Origin of the sequence: Corynebacterium sp. UMB10321 (assembly GCF_030228725.1) — a bacterium.
GTDB classification, from domain to species: Bacteria; Actinomycetota; Actinomycetes; order Mycobacteriales; family Mycobacteriaceae; genus Corynebacterium; species Corynebacterium pseudogenitalium.
On the sequence record NZ_JASOZC010000005.1, the window covers coordinates 153,747 to 169,241 of the forward strand.

At 54.9% G+C, this 15,495-nt stretch carries 16 protein-coding genes; 14 read left to right on the forward strand and 2 right to left on the reverse strand.

Features of this window, described 5'->3' with window-relative positions:
• The first annotated feature begins 5 nt into the window (after nt 1–5).
• The 13 genes from infC to tyrS all read left to right on the forward strand — a co-directional run bounded on the left by infC (nt 6) and on the right by tyrS (nt 12,968).
• Complete coding sequence (infC, locus tag QP752_RS06810) at nt 6–554, forward strand: translation initiation factor IF-3 (protein ID WP_083290943.1); 549 nt, start codon at nt 6–8, stop codon at nt 552–554.
• A gap of 31 nt (nt 555–585) precedes the next feature.
• Nucleotides 586–780, forward strand: coding sequence for a 50S ribosomal protein L35 (rpmI, locus tag QP752_RS06815; protein ID WP_070362525.1), 195 nt, complete (start codon nt 586–588; stop codon nt 778–780).
• Between the two features lie 53 nt (nt 781–833).
• A complete protein-coding gene (gene rplT / locus QP752_RS06820) occupies nt 834–1,220 on the forward strand; it encodes a 50S ribosomal protein L20 (protein ID WP_070362524.1) in 387 nt (128 codons plus the stop codon).
• 88 nt (nt 1,221–1,308) lie between these two features.
• Nucleotides 1,309–2,130: an RNA methyltransferase gene (locus QP752_RS06825; protein ID WP_070362523.1), complete on the forward strand. Its 822-nt coding sequence runs from the start codon at nt 1,309–1,311 to the stop codon at nt 2,128–2,130.
• 93 nt (nt 2,131–2,223) lie between these two features.
• Complete coding sequence (pheS, locus tag QP752_RS06830) at nt 2,224–3,270, forward strand: phenylalanine--tRNA ligase subunit alpha (protein ID WP_284805016.1); 1,047 nt, start codon at nt 2,224–2,226, stop codon at nt 3,268–3,270.
• 13 nt (nt 3,271–3,283) lie between these two features.
• Entirely contained in the window at nt 3,284–5,791 is a 2,508-nt protein-coding gene (pheT, locus tag QP752_RS06835) for a phenylalanine--tRNA ligase subunit beta (protein WP_284805019.1), read from the forward strand.
• A 163-nt stretch (nt 5,792–5,954) separates the two neighbouring features.
• On the forward strand, nt 5,955–7,088 hold the full coding sequence (locus QP752_RS06840) for a bifunctional ornithine acetyltransferase/N-acetylglutamate synthase (protein WP_070479106.1): 1,134 nt from the start codon (nt 5,955–5,957) through the stop codon (nt 7,086–7,088).
• A 110-nt stretch (nt 7,089–7,198) separates the two neighbouring features.
• A complete protein-coding gene (gene argF / locus QP752_RS06845) occupies nt 7,199–8,146 on the forward strand; it encodes an ornithine carbamoyltransferase (protein ID WP_070362519.1) in 948 nt (315 codons plus the stop codon).
• A complete protein-coding gene (locus QP752_RS06850) occupies nt 8,146–8,637 on the forward strand; it encodes an arginine repressor (RefSeq protein WP_284805022.1) in 492 nt (163 codons plus the stop codon). The genes argF and QP752_RS06850 overlap by 1 nt, the downstream gene beginning before the upstream one ends.
• Nucleotides 8,638–8,726: 89 nt before the next feature.
• Nucleotides 8,727–9,926: an argininosuccinate synthase gene (locus QP752_RS06855; RefSeq protein ID WP_070479104.1), complete on the forward strand. Its 1,200-nt coding sequence runs from the start codon at nt 8,727–8,729 to the stop codon at nt 9,924–9,926.
• Nucleotides 9,927–9,944: 18 nt separating this feature from the next.
• Nucleotides 9,945–11,378, forward strand: coding sequence for an argininosuccinate lyase (gene argH, locus QP752_RS06860; RefSeq protein WP_071573911.1), 1,434 nt, complete (start codon nt 9,945–9,947; stop codon nt 11,376–11,378).
• 103 nt (nt 11,379–11,481) lie between these two features.
• Complete coding sequence (locus QP752_RS06865; RefSeq protein WP_070362515.1) at nt 11,482–11,664, forward strand: Trm112 family protein; 183 nt, start codon at nt 11,482–11,484, stop codon at nt 11,662–11,664.
• A gap of 35 nt (nt 11,665–11,699) precedes the next feature.
• Nucleotides 11,700–12,968, forward strand: a complete 1,269-nt coding sequence (gene tyrS / locus QP752_RS06870) for a tyrosine--tRNA ligase (protein ID WP_070479100.1) — start codon at nt 11,700–11,702, stop codon at nt 12,966–12,968.
• 46 nt (nt 12,969–13,014) lie between these two features.
• Here the strand turns inward: tyrS and QP752_RS06875 are convergent, their stop codons facing one another.
• On the reverse strand, nt 13,015–13,542 hold the full coding sequence (locus QP752_RS06875) for a gluconokinase (RefSeq protein WP_071573909.1): 528 nt from the start codon (nt 13,540–13,542) through the stop codon (nt 13,015–13,017).
• 191 nt (nt 13,543–13,733) lie between these two features.
• Here QP752_RS06875 and QP752_RS06880 point away from each other — a divergent pair, with 191 nt between their 5' ends.
• Complete coding sequence (locus QP752_RS06880) at nt 13,734–15,113, forward strand: GntP family permease (protein ID WP_070976441.1); 1,380 nt, start codon at nt 13,734–13,736, stop codon at nt 15,111–15,113.
• A gap of 63 nt (nt 15,114–15,176) precedes the next feature.
• Here the strand turns inward: QP752_RS06880 and QP752_RS06885 are convergent.
• Nucleotides 15,177–15,495: hypothetical protein (locus QP752_RS06885; RefSeq protein ID WP_256021995.1), on the reverse strand; the 319-nt coding region annotated here is incomplete at its 5' end.

Genomic DNA, 15,495 nt, shown 5'->3' on the forward strand with positions numbered 1-15,495 from the left:
CACACATTGGTTTCTATGTTTTAGGAGTTCTCATCAGCGCTGAAGCTCGGATTAACGATCGTATCCGCGTCCCGGAAGTCCGCTTGGTCGGCCCGTCCGGCGAGCAGGTAGGGATCGTCCGTACCGACGATGCTCGGAAACTGGCTTACGAGGCCGATCTTGACCTCGTCGAAGTTGCGCCAAAGGCGAAGCCGCCCGTGGCGAAGATCATGGACTACGGCAAATACAAGTATGAGCAGGATCAGAAGGCTCGCGAGGCCCGCAAGAACCAGCAGCAGACCGTAGTGAAGGAACAGAAGTTCCGTCCTAAGATCGATGAGCACGACTACCAGACGAAGAAAAACAATGTGGAGCGCTTCCTAGAGAAGGGCAACAAGGTCAAAGTCACCATCATGTTCCGTGGCCGCGAGCAATCGCGCCCAGAACTCGGCTACCGCCTCCTCGAGCGTCTTGCAGACGACATTCAAGAGGTTGGTGTCGTGGAGTCCCGTCCGAAGCAGGACGGGCGAAACATGACGATGGTATTCGGACCTGCTCGCAAGGGCAAAAAGTAGATCAAGTTTTCAACTCTGAAGGGCTTTCAACATGAAGCAGAAGACCCACAAGGGCACCGCAAAGCGCATCAAGGTTAACGGCAAGGGCAAGCTGCGTCGTGAGCAGGCTGGTAAGCGCCACCTGAACGAGAAGCTGTCTTCGAAGCGTCGTCGCAAGCTCTCGGGTACCACCGACGTAGCTAAGAACGACGTGAAGCGCATGAAGCGCCTCCTCGGCATGTCCTAAGCACTGCCCAAGTTAAAACAACCGGTGAACGAAAGAAAAGGAAGTATTGACTCATGGCACGTGTCAAGCGTTCAGTTAATGCCAAGAAGAAGCGTCGCGCGATTCTGAAGTCCGCAAAGGGCTACCGTGGCCAGCGCTCCCGCCTGTACCGTAAGGCAAAAGAACAGTGGCTGCACTCCCAGACCTACGCCTACCGCGATCGTCGTAAGCGCAAGGGTGAGTTCCGTAAGCTGTGGATCCAGCGTATCAACGCCGCGGCCCGTATGAACGACATCACTTACAACCGTCTCATTCACGGCTTGAAGCTCGCAGAGGTCGAGGTTGACCGCAAGATCCTCGCGGAGCTCGCAGTGAACGACTTTGCAGCCTTCTCCGCTATCTGCGAGATCGCTAAGAAGGCCTTGCCAGCTGACGTAAATGCGCCAGTTGATGCAGCATAAGTTGCCTAGAACGTTGAACTAGGACGGAGCCCGTCGGCAAGCGTGAACGCTTGGCGGCGGGTTTTTACATTCAGGAGTAGGAAATTTCGTGGCCCTTGACTTTTCACAGCCCTTCACCGAACGAACCCCGCGAGTCGTGAATGCAGCGAAGCTGCTCCGCGCAAAAGGACGCAAGAAAGCAAACCGCTTTCTGGTGGAAGGGGTGAACAGCGTCGAGGCTGCCGTAGCTACGGGCGCGGCTACTGACCTCTTCGTGACAGAACATGCTTCACAAGCCTTTGCTGACGTTGTGACTACCGCTGAATATATGGATGTATATGTTCATGCCATTACAGACATCGCAGCGAAGCACTTGAGCGACACTGTAAACACCACTGGTATTTTTGCTGTTTGCAAGCCAGTGTTGTGGTCAGTCGGGGCAGCTCTTCGCGGCAAGCCTTCTTTTGTTGTGGTCGGGATTGATACTAACGATCCGGGTAACGCAGGCACCATGATTCGCATTGCTGACGTGTGCGGGGCGGACGCTGTCATATTTGCCGGCGACTGCGTCGATCCTGAGTCGGGCAAGGCTGTGCGGGCCTCAGCAGGTTCGTTGTTTCACTTACCTGTGGCACGCGAGCGCAATACCCAGGACGTCCTTGGCCAGTTAAAAGCAGCAGGGCTTCAGACAGTAGCGACGACTATTGACGGCGAGGTATCCCTTGAGAAAACAAGTGATCTGCTTTCTGCCCCGATTGCTTGGCTGTTCGGAAATGAAGCACACGGATTGCCAACAGCTATTGCAGATCGTGCTGATGTACGGGTATCAATCCCGATTCAGGGATCTGCAGAGTCGCTGAACCTTGCGACAGCGTCAGCAATGTGTCTTTGGGAAACTGCCAAAGCAAAGATGGCGCAACAAGAGCTTTAGTTATATGTGTCGTGTCTGAAGCGACAGGTATGCTTAGTTTCGTTTTAACGGCTTTACAACCTTTACTACAAAGCGTAATCGGAAGGACCGAGTGTGTCGGAAATTAGTGGAATCGAATTGTCAGAAGAGAAACTCAATGCGGCAGCAGAAGCTGCAATTTCGGATTTTGAAGCAGCTGCAGACCTGCAGGCGTTAGAAGAGGCTCACAAGCAGCACTTGGGCGACCAAGCCTACATCCCTCAGGCTCGGCGTGCACTCGGTTCGTTGCCAAAGCAAGACCGTAAAGACGCTGGTAGGGCAGTGAATGTGGCCCGAGGCCGTGTAGAGAAGGCGTATGCCAAACTTCACGCGGTGCGTGAAGCCGAGTACCGCGAGGCTCAATTGAAAGCAGAGGCTGTCGACGTAACTCTACCGACACGTCGTTCTCAGCTGGGCGCGATGCACCCCATCACAACGTTGAGTGAGCAGATCGCAGATATCTTTATCGGCATGGGGTGGGAGATCGCCGAGGGGCCAGAAATCGAAGCCGAATACTTTAATTTTGATGCACTGAACTTCATTCCGGATCACCCGGCGAGGACGCTGCAGGACACCTTTTACGTTGGTAAACCTGGTTCCCGCCAGGTGATGCGCACGCATACTTCGCCTGTCCAGGTTCGAACGATGCTTGACCGTGATGTGCCTGTGTACATTGCTTGCCCTGGCAGGGTATTCCGCACCGATGAACTTGACGCAACGCACACCCCAGTTTTCCACCAGATTGAGGGTCTTGCCGTCGATAAAGGCCTGACTATGGCTCATTTGCGTGGCACACTCGACCACCTTGCGAAGACGCTGTTCGGGCCAGAGACGAAGACGCGTATGCGTACCAATTACTTCCCCTTCACCGAGCCATCTGCTGAAGTAGACGTTTGGTTCCCAAATAAAAAGGGTGGTGCTGGCTGGATCGAGTGGGGTGGCTGCGGCATGGTGAACCCGAACGTGCTTCGCGCAGTAGGCATTGATCCGGATGAGTACTCAGGCTTTGCGTTCGGGATGGGCCTTGAACGAACTCTCCAGTTCCGTAACGGCTTGTCAGACATGCGTGACATGGTCGAAGGAGATATCCGTTTCACCGTCCCATTTGGTGTGCAGGCTTAAAGGAGTTAATGACATGCTGATTTCAAAAAATTTCCTCACCACCCTTCTGCAACAGGCGGGCAATACTGGTTGGTCTGTCACTGACGAAGAGATGGACGCAGGCTTCGTTCGCGTCGGTTTTGAGACTGAAGGCTACGCCCCGATTGAAAAAACCGAGGGCCCCCTAGTGCTCGGCAAGGTCCTTGAAATTGAAGAGCTCACCGAGTTCAAGAAGCCGATTCGTTACTGCCAGGTTGACGTGGGACAGGCGAATGGCACGGGTGAGCCGCAGGGCATTATTTGCGGTGCACGTAACTTTACTGTTGGCGACACGGTAGTTGTCGCGCTTCCGGGGTGCGTTCTTCCGGGTAATTTCGCTATTTCTGCGAGAAAGACTTACGGGCATATCTCTAACGGGATGATGGCGTCAGCGGCGGAGCTCGGTCTGACCGCGAAGAGTGCTGGCATCATTACTCTTAGCGATGAAATCGGCGCCCCTGGCACTGATGCGCGGGAAGTTCTGGATCTCGACGACACTATCTTCGAAGTGAACGTCACTCCGGATCGTGGTTACGCTTTGTCGGCGCGTGGCCTAATGCGAGAGCTTGCGTCGGCATTCGACATCGCTTTTGTCGACCTAGCTCAGCAGCCTGACATCGCCGGCATCGATATTTCTGCAGTTCCTGCGCCAGCAGGTTCCCTTCTCGACGTCACCGTAGAGCCGGACACCGCTACGAAGCGCTTCGGGCTGCGAAAGGTGGAAGGCATCGACCCCGAAGCGGCGTCGCCGTTTTGGATGCAGCGCGAGCTCATGCTCAGCGGCATCCGTCCAGTGAACGGCGCAACCGATGTTACGAACTTCGTAATGTTGCTGCTCGGTCAGCCGATGCACGCCTTTGACGCAGATACAATCTCTGGCGCGCTTCGCATCCATAATGCGGAAGAGGGCACTGAATTCGAAACACTGGATCATACAATGCGAACCCTTCGCGCTTCCGATGTAGTCATTTCTGATGACTCTGGAATTCAGTCTCTGGCTGGTGTCATGGGTGGCACGACCTCAGAAATTTCGGAAACCACGAAGAATGTTTACTTCGAAGCAGCAACTTGGGATGAACTTACGGTTGCGCGTACTGCTCGTCACCACAAACTGAGCTCAGAAGCCTCCCGTCGATTTGAGCGTGGAGTCGATCCGGCACTGGTGGAGGTAGCGTTGGATGTAGCTTGTGAGCTGCTGACGAGCTTTGCCGGGGGCAAGGTTGCAGCAGGTCGTACGTTGGTGGGTGAGGTGCATCAGCGAACTGAGATCTCTATGGCGAAAACGTTCCCTTCGGCATTGATCGGCGTCAAGTACTCTGAAGAGACCATTTCTCAGCGGCTACATGAAGTCGGGTGCGGCGTTGAAGAAAGTGGTGGCAATTTCATTGTGACGCCACCTTCCTGGCGGAATGACCTTACGGTCCCAGTAGAGCTTGTAGAAGAGATTGTTCGGCTCGAAGGGCTTGACGCTATTCCATCGATTCTTCCGACGCCGAAGGGGGGACGTGGCCTGACTGCAACGCAAAAGCGTCGTCGTGCAGTGACGCATGCTCTTGCGTACTCAGGTTACGCAGAGATTATTCCTACACCGTTTATGGCCACGGGTCTTTTCGACGCCTGGGGCCTGAGCAAGGACGATGCCCGCCGCGCAACCGTGTCTGTTCAGAATCCTCTGGATAGCGACTACGCCGTACTCGCTACGACACTCTTGCCCGCAATGCTCGAGGCAGTAGCGAAAAATGCGGCCCGCGGTCAGCATGACGTGTCGATTTACTCAGTTGCACAGGTAGCTATCGGCGGGAAAGCTGAAACACCAATGCCAAGCGTTGATCACCGCCCGGACGAAGAGACCCTGGCAGCAGTGGTGAACTCATTGCCGAAGCAGCCGCTGCATGTTGCAACTGTTGGCGTCGGAGATGCCGAAGTAGAGGGGCCTTGGGGCGATTCGCGAATGTACTCGTGGGCTGATGCTGTTGAATCTGCGCAGATAGTGGCGCGGACAGCCGGGATAGAGCTCGAGGTCCGGGCAGCAGACTACCTACCATGGCATCCGGGACGCTGCGCAGAGTTGCTGGTCGACGGCCAAGTTGTTGGTCACGCAGGTGAACTACACCCGCAGATTCTGGAAGAATGTGGCTTACCTGCACGAGTTTGCGCAATGGAGATGGACCTTTCGGCATTGCCACAGAGTGCTCACCTGCCCGCTCCGAAGCTGTCTGCGTACCCGGCAGTTCACCAGGACCTTGCATTGGTCGTGGACGACTCGACACCGGCCGAAAGCGTGCGAAAGACCGTAGCAGAACACGCCGGGCCGTTATTGGAAAATGTAACGCTGTTTGACGTCTATCGTTCTGAGTCCCTCGGCGAAGGCAAGAAGTCGCTCGCATTTGGACTCTTGTTCCGTGCGGATGACCGAACGCTCACTGAAGACGAAGCGTCGGAAGGGCGTTTGGCTGCGGCTGAGGCAGCGAAACAGGAATTTAATGCCACGATGAGGGCGTAGGTTACTTTTGCTGCTGACAGGCAGGACATCGCAGTGAGCGGCGTCCTGCCTGCTGTCGTTTTAGGAATGCATGTATCTTGAATCGGCACGAGCTTGCCATTTGTCTGGCAGGATGGGACTCCGTAGCCACAAGCGTCTACACCCGTAAAGGAGCCATAAAACCATGCCACAACAGACCGTTCTCACCCCTAAGGGATTTGTGGCTGCAGGTCTTCACGCGGGAATACGCGAAGGCGAGGGGCGTGATCTGGCGCTCATTGTTAATCAGGGACCTGCTTGGAACGCAGCAGCGGTGTTTCCAGATAGTCGGGTCTGCGCCTCGCCTGTTCGAGCTACGCGCGAAGTTATGCGCTCGCATGCTGTGAACGCAGTTGTTTTAACATCAGGCAACGCTAATGCGTTCAACGGTTCAACGGGGGATGCGGACACTCGTGAGATTCAGAAGCGCGTATCCCAAGAGATTGGAGTCCCAGAAGACCGGGTCGCAGTCTGCGCGAAGGGACAGTTCGCAGTGCCTTTGCCAATGGAGCGTGTGAAAACTGGGTTAGCCAAACTCGCCACGGATCTGGGGGATACCCCTGCGCACGCTGAATCGGCTGCGGCCGCAATAGCGTCAACCCAAGGAACGATCAATCAAGCAGGCGTGAGCTGTGGAGCTTGGAGTGTCGGGGGCATTTCCCAGGGGGCTGGAAATTCACAGGAAACACTAGACACAGTACTGGGGTGCCTCACCACAGATGCGCTTGTACCGGCCTTTTCACTCGAAAAGGCATTGCGACGGGCTATGGAAACTACGTTTAATACGCTTGATCGATCTACAGCCCCGCTAACGAACGATACGGTGTTGTTGCTCGCATCTGGTGCGAGCCAGGTCACCCCCAACCAAACTCAGTTGGATGAGGCAGTGCTTGCGGTTTGCGAGGCATTGGTGGAGCAGCTTTTGGTCAACCAGGGAAGCGCGACCAAGAAATTGACGCTTGCCGTAGCTGGCGCTGCAAATGATGAAGAGGCACGCATCGCAGCACAAGCCGTAGCATGTGACGGACGTTTTCGAGAGTCGCTACTCAGTGGTGCTCCGGACTGGCCACGCGCACTCGCGATTGCGGGGAAGACAAAAGTGTGCCTAGATGCTGAGGCACTGGAGATCAACGTCAATGGAACACAGCTCTGCCAGGGAATCACTCCGCTCTTGACAAGCCGGGTGCTTGACTACGACGAACACGTGACTATTACGCTGGATCTAGGAACTCGTGGCGTCGGTACAGCAACAGTGCGGACGTTTTTGGAGCCTATGTAAGGGGAAAGTGGGCGTCGAAAAGCGAACGTCCAGGAGGCTTTGAAAATACAATAGGGGAGACGTCCGCATATTTTGCAGCAATCATAACGCAGAAATAGGAAGTAAACAGCATGGTGAACTCAGTTCGGCACTTTTTCGCAGACGATGACTTGACGCCAGAGGAACAAGCGCAAGTGCTCACGCTTGCCGCAGAGATGAAAAAGAACCCTTATGCGCACCGACCTCTCGAAGGGCCGAAGTCTGTTGCGGTACTTTTCGACAAGACCTCCACGCGCACGCGGTTCTCCTTCGATACAGGGATTGCACAGCTGGGTGGGCACGCGATTGTTGTCGAAACTCAGAATGCACAAATGGGCAAGGGTGAGTCCTACCAAGATACGGCGGCGGTGCTTTCGCGATACGTCGAAGCAATCGTTTGGAGGACGTATGCCCACGACAATTTGCTCCAGATGGCGGAGACATCACAGGTTCCGATTGTTAACGCGCTTTCCGATGACCTGCACCCGTGCCAAATTCTTGCGGATCTGCAAACAATCGTCGAAACCTTTTGTCCTGAGCAGGGGCCGGCGGGACTCCACGGCCTGAAAGCTGTGTATTTGGGAGATGGCGCTAACAATATGGCCAACTCCTACATGATTGGGTTCGCAACTGCGGGGGTAGACATCGCGATCATCGCGCCTCCGGAGTTTCATCCGGAGCAGCGGTTTGTGGACCGTGCGCGTGATCGTGCAAGCCAGACAGGTGCGACAGTCACGGTTACCAGCGATGTTGCTGCGGTAGCTGGAGCAGACGTGGTTATCACGGATACTTGGGTGTCAATGGGCATGGAGGGAGATGGAAAGGATCGACGCACTCCGTTCTTGCCATACCAAGTAAATAGTGGAATTATGCAAATGGCCGGTAATAATGCGATATTTCTTCACTGCCTACCGGCGTATCGTGAAAACGAAGTGACCGCAGAAGTAATCGATGGGCCGCAGTCGCGAGTCTTCGATGAAGCTGAAAATCGTCTTCACGCCCAAAAGGCGTTGTTGACCTGGTTGTTGGAGCACCAATAATGACCCAAACTGTCTCAAGAACTGCGCGACAAGCTCGGATTCTGGAGATACTTGTGAGCACGCGAGTGTCTTCTCAGATCCAGCTTTCCGAGCTTTTGCAAGACGAGGGTATCGAGATTACGCAGGCAACCCTGTCCCGTGATCTTGATGAGCTGGGAGCAAAGAAAGTGCGGCCAAGCGACGGAGGCCGTGCATATTACACGGTGAACTCCAAAGCCGAGGCTTTTGATGCCTTGCATACAGGCCCACGTGAGAAACTTCGTCGAATGATCGAGGAACTCGTCGTCTCTGTTGACCATTCTGCGAATATGGCTGTACTGCGAACTCCACCTGGAGCTGCACAATATCTGGCTAGCTATATAGACAGAGTCGGTTTGGAGCAGGTAGTAGGCTGTATCGCTGGTGACGATACGATTTTTGTTCTCGCCCGAGATCCGCTTAAGGGCGGTGACCTAGCCCAGCAGGTATTTGGACGCAATACAAAGGCGTAAGTGACGCCGAAGCAAGCACAAACCCCGCGCTAGGTATACTATGTACCGCAGTGCAGAATATGATCTAGAAACACAAGGAGCTTTGATCCATGACTAACCGTGTTGTACTCGCATACTCAGGCGGGCTCGATACCTCTGTTGCGATTTCCTACCTCGGCGAAATGCTTAATGGCGAAGTCATTGCAGTAGCACTCGACCTTGGCCAGGGCGGCGAAGATATGGAGTCCGTACGTCAGCGCGCATTAGATTGCGGTGCTGTGGAATCCATCGTTATCGATGCGAAAGATGAATTTGCTGAGGACTACTGCCTGCCAACCATCAAGGCGAACGGTATGTACATGGGTGAGTACCCGTTGGTGTCAGCAATTTCCCGCCCGTTGATCGTAAAGCACCTTGTGAAGGCCGCACAGGAGCACGGTGGCACTCACGTATCACACGGTTGCACCGGTAAAGGCAATGACCAGGTTCGTTTTGAGGTTGGATTCCTGAACCAGGACCCAGATCTGGAAATTGTTGCGCCTGCTCGCGATTTTGCGTGGACACGCGATAAGGCGATTGCGTACGCAGAAGGAAAGGACCTGCCAATTGAGCAGTCGGCAGCTTCGCCATTCTCGATTGACCAAAACGTTTGGGGGCGCGCGGTAGAGACAGGCTTTTTGGAGGACCTCTGGAACGCGCCGACGAAGGATCTATACGCTTACACGGAAAGCCCTTCGATGGGCAATGCGCCTGACGAAGTCATTATCTCGTTCGAGGGAGGCAAGCCGGTTGCAATCGACGGCCGCCCGGTAACGATGTTGGAAGCAATCGAAGAGATGAACCGTCGCGCTGGTGCGCAGGGCATCGGTCGTCTGGATATGGTCGAAGACCGCTTGGTTGGCATTAAGTCCCGTGAGATTTACGAAGCGCCAGGTGCGGTCGCTCTGATTACGGCGCACAAGGCGCTCGAGGACGTTACGATTGAGCGCGAGCTGGCTCGCTACAAGCGACTTATCGACGCGCGCTGGTCGGAGGAAGTGTACGACGGTCTTTGGTTCGGTCCGCTCAAGCGCTCCCTGGATGCGTTCATCGAGTCGACACAGGAGCACGTCACTGGGGACATCCGCATGGAAATGCATGCAGGTAAGGCAGTGGTCAATGGCCGCCGCTCCAACCACTCCCTGTACGACTTCAACCTCGCGACGTACGACACAGGCGACACTTTCGACCAGACCTACGCTAAGGGCTTCGTCCGTTTGCATGGTTTGTCATCGCAGATCGCGAACAAGCGCGATCGCGAAGCGAAATAGCAGGGAGCTTTGGAAGTTATGCAGCAGCATAAGACGAATGAAGGCGCGCTGTGGGGCGGTCGGTTTTCTGGCGGCCCTTCTGAGGCGATGTTCGCGCTGAGCGTATCGACGCACTTCGATTGGGTGCTTGCGCCTTATGATGTATTGGCATCGAAAGCTCACGCAAAAGTCTTGCACCGTGCAGGACTTCTTTCGGACGAAGACCTGAAGACCATGCTCGAGGGGCTTGAGCAACTCGGCGCAGACGTTGCAAGTGGTGCGTTTGTTCCCGAACCGACGGACGAAGATGTTCACGGCGCAATGGAGCGCGGCCTGATCGACCGAGTAGGTCCTGAGGTAGGAGGGCGCCTGCGTGCAGGGCGCTCGCGGAATGACCAGGTGGCAACGATGTTCCGGATGTGGGTTCGTGATGCCCTGCGCGGTGTTGCTCTGCACATTACGGATCTCATCGATGCTCTCGTTGCACAGGCGGCTGCACATCCCGATATCATCATGCCGGGTAAGACCCACTTCCAGGCTGCGCAGCCTATTTTGCTCGCACACTCGTTGCTCGCTCACGCACACCCGCTGTTGCGTGACTTGGAGCGGATTCAGGATGCGGACAAGCGGTTGGCTGTGTCGCCGTACGGCTCTGGCGCTTTGGCGGGTTCTTCGTTGCACCTAGACCCGGAGGCGATTGCGGAAGAACTTGGCTTCTATGAAGCAACCGACAACTCACTGGACGGCACAGCTTCGCGTGATTTCGCAGCCGAAGCGGCCTACGTTCTAGCCCAGATTGCAGTGGATGTGTCCCGCTTTGCGGAAGAGATTATCGCCTGGTCGACGCCAGAGTTCGGTTACGTCACGTTGGACGACGCATGGTCGACTGGTTCTTCGATCATGCCGCAAAAAAAGAACCCAGACGTTGCGGAGCTTGCCCGAGGCAAGTCAGGTAGGTTAATCGGCAACCTTACCGGATTGATGGCCACTCTTAAGGCGCAGCCTCTCGCGTATAACCGCGATTTGCAAGAAGACAAGGAGCCGGTAATCGATTCCGTAAACCAGCTCAACATTCTTCTGCCAGCGTTTACCGGGTTGGTCTCGACTCTCAAGTTCCATGGTGATCGAATGCGTGAGATTGCACCTGCGGGATTCACGCTTGCTACCGATTTGGCAGAGTGGATGGTTCGCCAGGGCGTGCCATTCCGAGAGGCGCACGAAGCTTCCGGAGCATGCGTGCGCATCGCGGAGTCCCGAGGCGTCAACCTTATTGACTTGACAGATGAGGAGCTCGCGAGCGTAGACCCTCGACTTAACGCAGGAGTCCGTGACGTGCTCACGATTGAGGGTGCTGTGAGCTCGCGCGATACACGCGGCGGAACCGCCGGTCCACGGGTAGAAGAACAGCGTGTACGCGTAGCGGAGGCAAATAGTAAGTATCGAGCGTGGGCAGAGAAGCCTGTGCGGGGTTAACATCGGTACCGCATTTGCGACGCCCACCTTTCGGTGGGCGTTTCCACTTTTTGTAGTGGTGGCGTCGATAAGTGACTAACAAGGGTGAGGTAAGCTCAACTGCATGAGTCTTGATCCCAAACTTCTCGACGTACTGGTGTGCCCGCAAGACAAAGGGCCGCTTGAGTATAAGGAAGACGAACAGTTGCTGGTGAATGAACGCATTGGTGTCGCGTATCGGATCGACGATGGTATCCCAGTCCTGCTAATCGACGAAGCAGTTCCCTATACAAACACCCACAAGTAACGACGCTGGGAAGACGACTCTCTGAAAGGAATTTCATGACTAACGCAAACATTATCGACGAACTCGAGTGGCGTGGCCTGATCAATCAGCACACGGATCTGGAGGCGTTGCGTGAAGAAACGCAGAAGCCTATCACGTTGTACTGTGGCTTCGACCCGACTGGCCCTTCACTACATGCAGGTCACCTGGTGCCGCTGCTGATGCTGCGCAGGTTCCAACTCGCTGGACACCGGCCAATTGTGCTAGCAGGTGGTGCTACCGGCAAGATAGGCGACCCGCGTGACGTGGGCGAGCGCACGATGAATTCCGATGACACTGTGGCAGATTGGGCCGAGCGAATTGGAGGTCAGCTGTCAAAGTTCGTCGATTTTGACGGTGAGAACGGTGCGCTGCTGCTGAATAATAATGATTGGATTAAGGACTGGAAGGTCATCGAGTTCCTTCGGGACGTCGGCAAGCATTTTTCGCTCTCCACAATGCTGAGTCGTGATACCGTGAAGCGTCGCCTGGAAAACGACGGGATTTCTTTTACCGAGTTTTCGTACATGCTGTTGCAGGCACATGACTTTGTACAGTTGCGTCGTACGCACAATTGTGTGCTGCAGGTTGGTGGTGGCGACCAGTGGGGCAACCTGGTGGCTGGTGTTGATCTGAACCGACGCATGGATTCGGAGCGCGTGCATGCGCTGACTGTTCCGCTTGTGACGGACTCCGAGGGCAAGAAGTTTGGCAAGTCCACGGGTGGTGGTTCGTTGTGGCTTGATCCAGAAATGACCAGCCCGTACACCTGGTACCAGTACTTTGTGAATGCTGCGGACGCCGATGTGATCCGGTACCTGCGGTGGTTCACTTTTCTCGATAAGGAAGAGCTGGATGCTCTTGCCGTCGAGGTCGAAGAGCGACCATTTAAGCGAGAGGCACAGAAGCGGTTGGCGCAAGAGATGACAGATCTCGTCCATGGCCGCGAAGCTCGTGAGGCGGTTGAGTTAGCGTCCCAGGCGCTATTCGGTAAAGCAGATCTGACTGATCTCGATGAGCGTACCTTGGCCAGCGCTGTTGCCGAGACGAATGTGTTCGAGGTCGCGGCTGGAGCTGAAGTCAGCATCGTGGACATGCTGGTCGGCTCCGGCTTGGCCGACTCGAAGGGTGCTGCCCGTAGATCGCTGAAGGAAGGCGGCATTTACGCCAACAACGAGCGTGTAGTAGATGAGAACTGGGTTCCATCCGTGGATGATTTTCTGCATGGAACCTGGCTCGTGCTGCGTCGTGGTAAGAAGACATTCGCAGGCGTGAAGCGCAGCTAGGCGCAGGTGACAGCATCTGAAAGCAACGCGGTGGTAGAGCAGAAGCCTATGCCACCGCGTTAAGTCTTTCCATGATGGTTGCTGCGATGCCCTCGGGAGTGTCATCGATATCCACAGCGAAACCCAGCTCGTCCGGTTGGAGCGATTCAAGCGTATCTAGCTGGGAATCCAACATTGAAGCAGGCATGAAGTGATCCGTACGGTGGCTCAGCCGTTTCAGCAGTAGCTCACGCGGCCCGTCTAGGTGCACAAATATAAGGGGTACGTCGGCTAGTCGGAGCTTGTCGCGATAAATGCGTTTCAGCGCTGAACATGTAACGACGGTTCGCTTTCCAGCACTGTCTTGCTTTTGAAGCCAGTTCGAGAGTTTCTCAAGCCACGGCCAGCGGTCCTCGTCGGTGAGAGGTTGGCCCTTACTCATCTTTTCGACGTTTTCCGCCGGATGAAACTCATCAGCCTCGACGAGTTCAAAGCCGGATCTCTGCGCAAGAATCTCGGCGATGGTGGTCTTTCCGCTTCCGCACACGCCCATAAGGATGAGGTGCGCCGGGGGTAGCTTCTCTGCTTCATGCATGTTCTTCCCTCCTTGATGCTTCACGAGTGGGGGTAGCTAAAGAAAGCGTCGCCCTGACATTGATGCAGTGCACGATCGCCCACTGAAGTATGTGTATTCTAACGCTATAGCCAGTTTTCCGTATTGACGCCCCGTAGATCGGTGCGTCGATACGGCCTTGAAGCCTCGCTTGAGAAGAGACAGGATAGCTCATGGAAACTTGGGAACAGACGTTGTCGGCCGGCCCCTTAATGGGGATCGCTGCGGTCGGCATTGCCCTCATTCTTTTGCTCATTATTCAGTTTAGGGTCCATGCGTTCGTCACGCTGATCCTCGTGTCTGTCTTGACCGCTATCGCGGCCGGCATTCCAACAGGAGAACTGTATGACGTTGTGATGGGCGGCTTCCGATCCACACTTGGCGACGTCGGTATTCTTGTCGGTTTGGGCGCGATGCTTGGCAAACTTATTGAGTACTCCGGTGGCGCTAGAGTCCTCGCCAACACGATGATCGATAGGTTCGGCGAGCGGCGAGCGCCGATGGCGCTTGGTGTGGCCTCGCTCTTGCTTGGCTTCCCAATGTTTTTCGACGCCGGCCTCGTTGTCATGCTGCCGATCATTTTCGCAGTTGCCGCTCGTATCGGTGGACCAATCTTGCTCTACGCAATTCCGACGGTTGCTGCATTCTCTGTCATGCACGTCTTCGTGCCTCCGCATCCAGGACCAGTCGCTGCTTCGACATTCTTCGACACAAACCTTGGTCTGCTGATCGTTTTTGGCTTGATTGTTGCAGTTCCAACGTTCTATGTTTCGGGCCTTTTGTGGGGTAAGTATTGCGCAAAGAAGTTCCCGTTTACGTCAGTAGCAAACGCCGTTTTCAACTCGGACGACAGCGATATTAAGTCATTGCCGAAAACAGGCACTGTCATTACGATTCTGCTGCTCCCGATGCTGTTGATATTCCTGAACACGGGTGTCGACTTTGCGACGAAATCTGGCGCAATTACAGGTGACGAAACCTGGGCGCAGGCGTTCACATTCCTTGGAAAGTCCGGTATTGCGCTGTTGATTTCGGTTCTCGTCGCGCTTCCAGTGCTCGGGACCTCACGTGGGGTGAAGGGTTCGGCGCTGGAAAAACTCGTCGATTCGGCGTTAGGGCCAATTGCATCCGTTGTGTTCATTACTGGTGCCGGTGGCATGTACGGCGGAGTTCTTCGTGCGTCTGGTATCGGCGATGCCATCGCGGATCTCATGCAAGGACTAGGAATTCCAGTCATCCTCGCTGTGTACTTGGTAGCGGTGATCATGCGCGTTGCGCAGGGATCTGCAACTGTAGCGCTGACAACCACGGCCGGATTGATGGCTCCAGCAGTACTGGCTGGCGGCTACTCGGAAATTCAGATCGTCGCAATTACATTGGCGTGTGCGGCCGGTTCGGTTTGCTGCTCTCTAGTGAACGACTCCGGCTTCTGGCTTGTGGGCCGTCTTTTTGGGATGGACGTCAAGACCACACTGAAAACTTGGACGCTGCAGCAGACCATAGAATCCGTGGCGGCATTCCTAATCACGCTTCTGATCTTTGTCCTTTTCTAACTCCTTGAGAAGGCGTTAGGGGAACGCAATCTGATCCGTTAGCGCCTTCTCAATAAACTACTTCTACCAGCCAATTTGTGTTGTTGTTGGTGTGTGTGTAACTTTATGTGAGTCAGCGAGACCGACAACGCCCCGCCAGACAGACTCGGTAAAGAGTTGGTTGGTGAGATGGCGGTTAGGAAAACTACCGCTGGCCGACATAATGAAATAGGTTCTGTGATGCGGCGCGTGTTTGCGTTGTTGAGAATGTTTTGTTAGTGTCAATCTTCGTCGCTTTGAATGCGCCACTGTGTTTTGTGGTGTGTTTGGGTGTGCGGTTGTTGTTTGAGAACTCGATAGTGTGCCAATGTACTTTTTATTTTTTTGATTGCATTGACTTTTG

What these genes read in the sequence shown, in the direction of transcription:
- argF (WP_070362519.1), top strand. Translation starts at nt 7,199, where the DNA reads ATGGTGAACTCAGTTCGGCACTTTTTCGCAGACGATGACTTGACGCCA.
- rplT (WP_070362524.1), top strand. Translation starts at nt 834, where the DNA reads ATGGCACGTGTCAAGCGTTCAGTTAATGCCAAGAAGAAGCGTCGCGCG.
- QP752_RS06855 (WP_070479104.1), top strand. Translation starts at nt 8,727, where the DNA reads ATGACTAACCGTGTTGTACTCGCATACTCAGGCGGGCTCGATACCTCT.
- rpmI (WP_070362525.1), top strand. Translation starts at nt 586, where the DNA reads ATGAAGCAGAAGACCCACAAGGGCACCGCAAAGCGCATCAAGGTTAAC.
- QP752_RS06850 (WP_284805022.1), top strand. Translation starts at nt 8,146, where the DNA reads ATGACCCAAACTGTCTCAAGAACTGCGCGACAAGCTCGGATTCTGGAG.
- QP752_RS06840 (WP_070479106.1), top strand. Translation starts at nt 5,955, where the DNA reads ATGCCACAACAGACCGTTCTCACCCCTAAGGGATTTGTGGCTGCAGGT.
- QP752_RS06880 (WP_070976441.1), top strand. Translation starts at nt 13,734, where the DNA reads ATGGAAACTTGGGAACAGACGTTGTCGGCCGGCCCCTTAATGGGGATC.
- tyrS (WP_070479100.1), top strand. Translation starts at nt 11,700, where the DNA reads ATGACTAACGCAAACATTATCGACGAACTCGAGTGGCGTGGCCTGATC.
- pheT (WP_284805019.1), top strand. Translation starts at nt 3,284, where the DNA reads ATGCTGATTTCAAAAAATTTCCTCACCACCCTTCTGCAACAGGCGGGC.
- QP752_RS06875 (WP_071573909.1), bottom strand. Translation starts at nt 13,542, where the DNA reads ATGCATGAAGCAGAGAAGCTACCCCCGGCGCACCTCATCCTTATGGGC.
- QP752_RS06865 (WP_070362515.1), top strand. Translation starts at nt 11,482, where the DNA reads ATGAGTCTTGATCCCAAACTTCTCGACGTACTGGTGTGCCCGCAAGAC.
- argH (WP_071573911.1), top strand. Translation starts at nt 9,945, where the DNA reads ATGCAGCAGCATAAGACGAATGAAGGCGCGCTGTGGGGCGGTCGGTTT.